Source organism: uncultured Thermus sp. (assembly GCF_938010445.1).
In the GTDB taxonomy this organism is placed as follows: domain Bacteria; phylum Deinococcota; class Deinococci; order Deinococcales; family Thermaceae; genus Thermus; species Thermus altitudinis.
On the sequence record NZ_CALLUR010000082.1, the window covers coordinates 1 to 7,675 of the forward strand.

The window sequence follows — 7,675 nt, forward strand, 5'->3', positions numbered from 1 at the left end:
CCCTTGAGGAGGCTAAGGAGGCGGGGGGTGTCGTGGGAGGTGAGGAGGTTCATCTGGGCCCGCACCACCTCCGGGCGGTAGCGGCTGAACAGGCTTTCTAGGCGGTGGCTGAAGGCCAGGGCCTGCAAGAGCTCTATCCGCCCCAGGCCCGAGCGGGCGGCAAGCTCCTGGTCCAGGACCTCCCCTCCCACGAAGCCCAGGAGGGCCCGGCTTAGGGGATAGTTCATGGTGGCGTCAAACATGTCCCCTTGGAGCCAAAAGTCGGCCTCTTCCCAGATCTCGCCCACGATGTAGGCCTCGGGGTTGGCCCCTTTTACCCGGCGGCGGAAGGCCCGCCAGAACTCGGGGTCTTGGATCTCGTTGGGCACATCCAGGCGCCAGCCATCGGCCCCGAAGCGAATCCAGTACTCCGCCACCTCCAGGAGGTACTCCCGCACCGCTGGGGTTTCCACCCGGAGCTTGGGAAGCTCGGGGTTACCCCACCAGGCCTCGTAGTTGGGGTGGCGGCCATAGGCGTTAAGGGGAAACCCCTTTACGTAATACCAGTCCCGATAAGGGCTTACCTCCCCGTTTTCCAAAAGGTGCTGGAAGGCGAAAAACCCCCTTCCCGTGTGGTTGAAAACCCCGTCCAGGATGACCCGTATGCCGTGGGCGTGGGCCACCTCCAGGAGGTGGCGGAAGGCGGCGTTACCTCCCAGGACCGGGTCCACCTGGTAATAGTCCACGGTGTGGTAACGGTGGTTGGCGGTGGAGGCGAAGATGGGGTTCAGGTAAAGGGCCTCCACCCCCAGGTCCTTCAGGTAAGGGATTTTCTCGGCGATACCCCAGAGGGTGCCTCCCTTGAATCCCCGTAGGGTGGGGAAAGCCTCCCAGGGCTCAAAGGGCCCCGTGGGGGCGGGTTTGCCGGGGGGGCCGGCCCGGAAGTAACGGTCAGGAAAGATCTGATAGAAGAAAGCGCCCTCGTACCAGGCCACGGGCCCAAGTGTACCACCTGCCAAAGGTGCTTGGATCACAAAAATCCTTGCCCCTGGCCCTGGCCTTCTGGTATCCTCCCGGGGTGAGGGGTATGGGTGGCCGCCTTTTCGTCATGACCGGGGCCAGCGGGGTGGGCAAGGGTACGGTGCGGGCCAAGGTGCTGGAACGCACCCGCCTCTTCTACTCCATCTCCATGACCACCCGTCCCCCTCGCCCGGGGGAACGGGACGGGGTGGACTACTACTTCGTGGATAGGGCCAGCTTTGAGGCCCTGTTGCAGGAGGATGGATTTTTGGAGTATGCCGAGTACGTGGGTCACCTCTACGGCACCCCAAGGGCCCCGGTGGAGCGGGCCTTGGCCCGGGGGGAGGATGTCCTTTTGGAGATTGAGGTGCAGGGGGCCCTGCAGGTGCGCGAGAAGATGCCCGAAGCGGTTCTCATCTTCCTCCTGCCCCCCTCCCTTTCTGAGCTAAAGCGGCGCCTGGTCTACCGGGGCAAGGATAGCCCCGATAAGATTGAGAAGCGGCTGAAGCAGGCGGAGTGGGAGATCCAAAACGCCCACCTCTTTGACTACGTGGTGGTGAACGAGGTGCTGGAGGAGGCGGTGGCCGATTTCCTGGCCATCCTTACCGCGGAGAGGCGGCGCACCCCCAGGATGGGCGCCGCCTTGGAGAGGGCCTTGAGGCGGGATCAGGACCTGGAAGCAGAGCTGGAGGAGATTTTGCGGAGGAGTTATGGCGGAACCCGGGATTGACAAGCTTTTTGGCATGGTGGATTCCAAGTACCGGCTCACCGTGGTGGTGGCCAAACGGGCGGAGCAGCTTCTGCGCCACCGCTTTAAGAACACGGTTCTGGAGCCGGAGGAGAGGCCCAAGATGCGGACCCTCGAGGGCCTTTTTGACGACCCCAACCCCGTCACCTGGGCCATGAAGGAGCTTTTCACGGGGAGGCTGATCTTCGGGGAGAACCTGGTGCCCGAGGACCGCCTGCAGAGGGAGATGGAGAAGCTTTACCCGGTGGAAGAGGAGGAGTAGGTGGCCCGGGTCCTGGTGGCGGTGACGGGGGGGGTGGCGGCCATCAAGGCCCCCCACCTCCTCCGCCTCCTCAGGGCTCAGGGACACCAGGTGCGGGTCCTGGCTACCCCCAGGGCCCTGGAGTTCGTCACCCCTCTTTCCCTGGCGGTGGCCGCCGGGGGGGAGGTGGCCACGGAGGAGGCCTGGTTCCGGCCCGATGGCCGGGCCCTACACCTAGAGCTGGCCCGCTGGGCCGATGTGGTCCTGGTGGCTCCGGCCACCGCGGACGCCATGGCCAAGGCCGCCTTGGGTCTGGCGGATGACCTCCTTTCCGCCACCCTCTTGGCGGGGGCCAAAAGGGTGGCCTGGGCCCCGGCCATGAACGAGGCCATGTGGCTTGCCCCCAAGACCCAGGAGCATGCGAGGAGCCTCGAGGCCCTAGGCCATGCCCTTTTTGGTCCCGGGTACGGCCCCTTGGCGGCGGTGGGGGAGGGGGAGGGCTGGGGAAGGATGCTGGAGCCGGAGGAGCTTTTGGAGAGGCTTCAGGCCTTCCTTACCCCCAAGGACCTTAAGGGCCTGAGGCTTCTGGTGTCTGCCGGCCCCACCCGGGAGTACCTGGACCCGGTGCGCTTTCTTTCCAACCCCTCCTCGGGCCGCATGGGCTATGCCGTGGCCGAAGCTGCCCGGGACCGTGGGGCGGAGGTGGTCCTGGTCTCCGGGCCCACCGCCTTGCCCGCTCCCTGGGGCGTGGAGAGGGTGGAGGTGGAAAGCGCCTTGGAGATGCGCCAGGCCATCCTAGAACGCTACCCTTGGGCCCAAGCGGTGGTGATGGCGGCGGCGGTGGCCGACTACCGCCCGGCGGAGGTGAGCCAGGAGAAGGAGCCCAAGGTGGCGGCGGAGAAGATCGTCCGCCTCCTTCCCAACCCCGACATCCTTAAAGAGCTTGGGGAGAACAAGGGGCATAGGGTCCTGGTGGGCTTTGCCATGGAGACCGGGGAAGGCCTGGAGCGGGCCAGGGAAAAGCTCCAGCGCAAGAACCTGGACCTCATCGTCCTCAACTGGGTTAACCGGGAAGGCGTGGGTTTTGGCAGCGCGGAGAACGAGGTGGTGCTTCTCCTCCGGGATGGCCGGGTGCTGGAGCTTCCCCGTATGAAAAAGCGGCAGGTGGCGGACCGTATACTGGATTGGGTCAAAGAGTTTTGGAAAGATTAAAGGGGTGGTTATGGGGAACAAGGCGGAGCGGCACCGCGCCATTCAGGAGATCGTGAGCCGGGAGGAGATCGGCACGCAGAAGGAGCTGGTGGAACGCCTGCGGCAGCTGGGTTTTGCGGTGACCCAGGCCACGGTGAGCCGGGACATCGCCGAGCTGAGGTTGGCCCGGGTTTCCCTGGGCAAGGGGCGGCACAAGTACGCCCTGCCTTCCGTGGAGCTCCCCGAGGACGTGTATGAGGAGCTGAAACGGCAGTTTGGCCTTTTCGTCAAGGACGTGGACCGGGGAGGGAATATCCTGGTGGTGAAGACCGCAGAAGGCCACGCCTCGGGTATTGCCCTTTTGCTGGACCGCCTTAAGCGGGACGAGATCGTGGGCACCCTGGCGGGGGAGGACACCATCCTGGTGGTGGCCCGCACCGAGGAGGGGGCTAAGGCCTTGGAGCAGGAGTTCGGGGAGCTATTGGTAGCGGGGAAGGGTTGGTCCCAGGCCCCAAGATAGCCCCGCTGACCCAGGTTTTCCCCCAGCGTGCTGGAACTTTTTCTAAAGTCCTTTCTTACCCTATTCGTGGTGCTGGACCCGGTGGGGCTGGTGCCGGTTTTCCTGGCCCTGGCCGGGGACCGCCCCCCGAGGAAGCAGGCCCAGATCGCCAGGAAGGCGGTGTTGGTGGCGGGGGGGCTTCTGGTTTCCTTCTTCTTCTTTGGCCGAGGGCTTTTGGGTTATTTGGGGATCAGCCTCGAGGCCCTGCGCATCGCCGGGGGCATCCTCCTTTTCCGCATCGCCACCGAGATGGTGTTTGCCCACCACGAGCGGGAAACGGAGGAGGAGAAAGACGAGGCCCGCCTCCGGACGGATATCTCCGTCTTTCCCCTGGCCATCCCTTTGATCGCGGGTCCCGGAGCCTTGGCCAGCGTCCTCATCCTGGCCGCAGAGGCCCGGAAGGAGCCCCTGGGTTACCTTGTGGTCCTTTTCACGGTATTTCTGGTCCTGGCCCTGGCCTACCTTTTCCTTCGGCTTGCCGCCCAGGTGCGCCGGGCCCTGGGGCGCACGGGGGTGAACGTGGTCACCCGGGTCTTGGGGATTCTCCTGGCGGCCTTGGCGGTGCAGTACGTGGCCGACGGGGTCAAGGCCCTTTTTTAGCCCGCTTGGCCAGGTACATGCGCCGGTCCGCTTCCTCGAGGAGGCTTCCCAGATCCTCCCGATCCGCTACCAGGCCCCCCGCGGCCACGGAATAGGGGAGGTTTTCCTGGAGGCGGGCGATGAGAAGAGGGATTTCCTCCCCCTTTAGGCCCAGGTGGAGGCTCACAAACTCATCCCCCCCGATGCGGAAGGCCAGGTCCTGGCGGCGGGAAAGGTTTCTTAGGGCCTGGGCCAGGCTCCTTAGGGCCTGGTCCCCGGCGGCGTGCCCTTCCTGGTCGTTGAGGGCCTTAAGGCCGTTCAGGTCCCAATAGATCAGGGCCAGGGGTTCCCCCAGGGTGCGGGCCTCTTGGATTAGCTGGGAAAAGGCCTCTTCCAGAGCTCGGCGGTTTCCCAGGCCCGTAAGGGGGTCGGTGCGGGCGGCCTCTTGCAAGGCCTGGCGCTCCTTAAGGGCCTTGAGGAGGAGGGCAGCCTCTAGGGCAAAGGCCTGGGCCAGTTCCAGGGAAAGGGGGCTGAAGGCCTCGGGGTCCGAGAAGCTGTCCAGGTTCATGGTGGCCAACACCTCCCCCTCCAGAACGATGGGCAGGCCCAGGGTGGCCTGAATCTCCAAAAGGCGGCCGTGCTCAAAGAAGAGAGGGCGGGCCTCCATGGTGCTCAGGCTGGAAAGGTACCGCACCTCCTCCCCCTTCAGCACCCGGGGGCGGCCCCTTTGCCAGTTGTCCACCCCCAGGCCGTACCAGAAGAGCTCCTCCTGGAGGGAGGTGCGGGCCATGAGAAGGCGTTCGCTGAAGCCTTCCTGGGCCACCAGGTGGAAGAACCCCCTTTCCCTGAGGAGAATGCTTCCCGCCTCGGCTCCCGGCACCACCGCCACCGCTTCGCGGATCAGGTCCTTAAGAAGGCCTTCCGGCTCCTCGTGTTGCATGAGCCCCTTCAGCACCTGGAGGAGGCTTTGGTAGGCCTTGGCCCGCACGGCCAGGTGGCTGACCTCGAGGAGAAGCAGGTAGGTGCCTTCGCAAGCGGGCAGGCGCACCACCTGGTAGGCCTTTGCCCCCACCTCCAGGATCTCCCCTTGGGGGAGGGGAAGGCCTTCGGCCAGGGGGTTGCGCACCACCTCCTGTTCCTGGGAGCCCGGTTTCTGCCGGACAAGATAGACGGGGTAGGGGGCCTCGAGGGGATTCACTCCTGCGCCTCCACCCAACCTTGGCTAGGCTGGCCGCTTCCTTCCAGAAGAAGGCGGGCGTGGGCCAAGGCGGCCTCGGTGTACTGGCCGGAGAGGAGGCGGGCCAGTTCCCGTATCCGCTTTTCCCCTTCCAGCACCTCCACCCGCACCTCCTCTCCCGCCTTCGCCACCCTAAGGTGCCTTGCCGCCCGGGCGGCGATCTGGGGCAGGTGGGTGACCACCAGGACCTGCCGGACCTGGCCCAGGCGGGCCAGCCTTTCCGCCACCTTCCAGGCGGTCTCCCCGCCTATGCCGGCGTCCACCTCGTCCAAGACCACCGTGGGGGCCTCGGCCCCGGTGAGGAGGGCGAGGGCCAGGGCGATGCGGGAGAGCTCCCCCCCGCTGGCTGCGGAAAGGGGAGCGGGGGGGAGGTGGGGGTTGGCGGAGAAGCGGAACAGGACCTCTTCTAGGCCCTGGGGTCCGGGTTCGGGGAGGGGCTTTAGCTCCACCTGGAAGCGGGCTTTGGGAAAACCCAGGGTGGGAAGCTCCGCCGCCATCTCCTTTTCCAGCCGCCTTGCCGCCTCGAGGCGGGCTTGGGAAAGGCGCTCTCCGGCCTTGAAGAGGGCCTCCGAGGCCATCGCCAAAGCCCTTTCCAGCTCCAAAAGCCGCTCTTCCCCTCCCTCCAGGGCCTTCAGCTCCTCCTGGGCCCTTTCCCCGTAGCGCAGGACCTCCTCCAAGGTGGGCCCGTACTTGCGCTTGAGCCTTTCCAAAAGGCTCAGGCGTTCCTCCAGCCGAGCCAGACGGCTGGGGTCTCCTTCCAGGCTTTCCAGGTAGTCCTCCAGCTCCCGGGCCACGGCCCGGCCTCCTTCCAGGGCCACCTCCAGGTCCCGGGCTAGGGCCTCCAGGGCTGGGTCAAAGCGGCTTCCCGCCCTCAGCTCCCGCAGGGCAGCCTGCAGAAGATCCAGGGCGCTCCCCTCCGCCAGGAGGGCGTAGGCTTTTCCTGAGCGCTCCCTTAGGGCTTCCAGATGGCGAAGCCGTTGCGCCTCGGCCTCCAGCTCCTGGTCCTCGCCGGGCCTGGGGTTGGCCTCCTGGATCTCCTTGAGCTGGAAGCGCAGGAGGTCCTCCCGCTCCGCCTTGGCCCTCAAGGCCTCCTCCAGGGCCCGTTTTTCCGCCAGGAGGGCCTGGTGTTTCCTGTAAGCCTCCCCGTAGGCCTCCAGGAGGTCTGGGGGCAGAAGGGCATCCAGAAGCTCCCGCTGCCGCTTGGGGGAGAGGAGGGCCATGGCGGTGTGCTGGGCGTGAAGGGAGAGCCATCGTTCCCCTTCCTCTTGCAGCTCTTTGAGGCTTACCACCTCCCCGTCAATCCGCGGGGTGGAGCGGCCTCCGATGCGGCGGGAAAGGATGCGCTCCTCGCCCTCACCCTGGAAGAAGGCGGTCACCAGGAGGCTATCGCCAAAAGGCCCCAAGAGCCCTTCGGTCCTGGCCCCAAGGAGGAGGGCCAAGGCGTCCACCAGTAGGCTTTTCCCCGCTCCGGTTTCCCCGGTGAGGACGTTCAGCCCAGGGCCCAGCTCCAAGGTAGCCTCGCGGATCACGGCGAGGTTGCGCACCTCGAGGCGTTTCAGCATCCCCTTCATTCTACGTCCTTGGCGGGATGGGCCTTGGCCCGAAGTGCCCAAAGGCTGCTCCTTTAGTACCCGGGTGGGGAGGAGGTTGGCAGAAGAAGCCAGGGGCCTTGGGGCCACCGGGACCCCAGTCCCCTGCAGAGCTCCTCCCCCCCATTGGGGCGTTAGGGGAGCAGGTGCGAGGGACTTTCCGTTCCTGCGCCCACCCCCCTTGGCGTAAAACCTACCCAGGTATGGGATGGCGGGCATGCGGGATCCCCTGGTTCACGGTGATTGCGGTGTGGGTTGCCGGCCGGTAGGGCAAGGGGACTATCCCAAGGACCAAGCCCTTGGGGGCCAGCGGGGCGGGGGAAACCCGGCCTAGGGCATGGGGTGGGCTAAGGCGAGCCGCCTAACCTCCTCCCTGAGGGCCTCGGAGGGCCCCTCCATCAGGGTGCGGTCAATGAGTTCCGCCACCAGGGGCATCTCCTCGGGGGTGAAGCCCCGGGTGGTGATGGCGGGGGTGCCGATGCGGATGCCCGAGGTGACCCGGGGGGGCTTGGGGTCAAAGGGGATGGCGTTC

The 7,675-nt window shown here is 66.0% G+C and carries 8 protein-coding genes and 1 pseudogene; 5 read left to right on the forward strand and 4 right to left on the reverse strand.

All coding sequences use genetic code 11. The annotated features are described in order from the left end of the window. Positions 1–974: glycoside hydrolase family 13 protein (locus Q0693_RS04705; RefSeq protein WP_298629586.1), on the reverse strand; the 974-nt coding region annotated here is incomplete at its 3' end. Between the two features lie 92 nt (positions 975–1,066). Between Q0693_RS04705 and gmk the strand changes: the two genes are divergently transcribed. The 5 genes from gmk to Q0693_RS04730 are packed head-to-tail and all read left to right on the forward strand — an operon-like array spanning position 1,067 to position 4,338. After that, complete coding sequence (gene gmk / locus Q0693_RS04710; RefSeq protein WP_243031913.1) at positions 1,067–1,729, forward strand: guanylate kinase; 663 nt, start codon at positions 1,067–1,069, stop codon at positions 1,727–1,729. Continuing rightward, on the forward strand, positions 1,710–2,009 hold the full coding sequence (rpoZ, locus tag Q0693_RS04715) for a DNA-directed RNA polymerase subunit omega (protein WP_243031912.1): 300 nt from the start codon (positions 1,710–1,712) through the stop codon (positions 2,007–2,009). The genes gmk and rpoZ overlap by 20 nt, the downstream gene beginning before the upstream one ends. Continuing rightward, positions 2,010–3,200, forward strand: a complete 1,191-nt coding sequence (gene coaBC / locus Q0693_RS04720; protein WP_298629589.1) for a bifunctional phosphopantothenoylcysteine decarboxylase/phosphopantothenate--cysteine ligase CoaBC — start codon at positions 2,010–2,012, stop codon at positions 3,198–3,200. Positions 3,201–3,210: 10 nt separating this feature from the next. Continuing rightward, a complete protein-coding gene (argR, locus tag Q0693_RS04725) occupies positions 3,211–3,699 on the forward strand; it encodes an arginine repressor (protein ID WP_243031910.1) in 489 nt (162 codons plus the stop codon). Between the two features lie 27 nt (positions 3,700–3,726). Continuing rightward, entirely contained in the window at positions 3,727–4,338 is a 612-nt protein-coding gene (locus tag Q0693_RS04730; RefSeq protein WP_243031909.1) for a MarC family protein, read from the forward strand. Here the strand turns inward: Q0693_RS04730 and Q0693_RS04735 are convergent. From Q0693_RS04735 to glyA, 3 genes and pseudogenes are all read right to left on the reverse strand, one after another. After that, positions 4,322–5,515 (reverse strand): GGDEF domain-containing protein, encoded by a 1,194-nt coding sequence (locus Q0693_RS04735; protein ID WP_243031908.1) that lies wholly within the window; start codon positions 5,513–5,515, stop codon positions 4,322–4,324. The two genes, Q0693_RS04730 and Q0693_RS04735, sit on opposite strands and share 17 nt — an antisense overlap. After that, entirely contained in the window at positions 5,512–7,116 is a 1,605-nt protein-coding gene (locus Q0693_RS04740) for an AAA family ATPase (RefSeq protein ID WP_298629592.1), read from the reverse strand. The genes Q0693_RS04735 and Q0693_RS04740 overlap by 4 nt, the downstream gene beginning before the upstream one ends. 357 nt (positions 7,117–7,473) lie before the next feature. Further along, a pseudogene (gene glyA, locus Q0693_RS04745) lies at positions 7,474–7,675 on the reverse strand (serine hydroxymethyltransferase); the annotation flags it as partial.

Bases quoted from the DNA above. Each gene is read 5' to 3' on its own strand.
- gmk (WP_243031913.1), top strand. From the start codon at position 1,067: ATGGGTGGCCGCCTTTTCGTCATGACCGGGGCCAGCGGGGTGGGCAAG.
- rpoZ (WP_243031912.1), top strand. From the start codon at position 1,710: ATGGCGGAACCCGGGATTGACAAGCTTTTTGGCATGGTGGATTCCAAG.
- argR (WP_243031910.1), top strand. From the start codon at position 3,211: ATGGGGAACAAGGCGGAGCGGCACCGCGCCATTCAGGAGATCGTGAGC.
- Q0693_RS04740 (WP_298629592.1), bottom strand. From the start codon at position 7,116: ATGCTGAAACGCCTCGAGGTGCGCAACCTCGCCGTGATCCGCGAGGCT.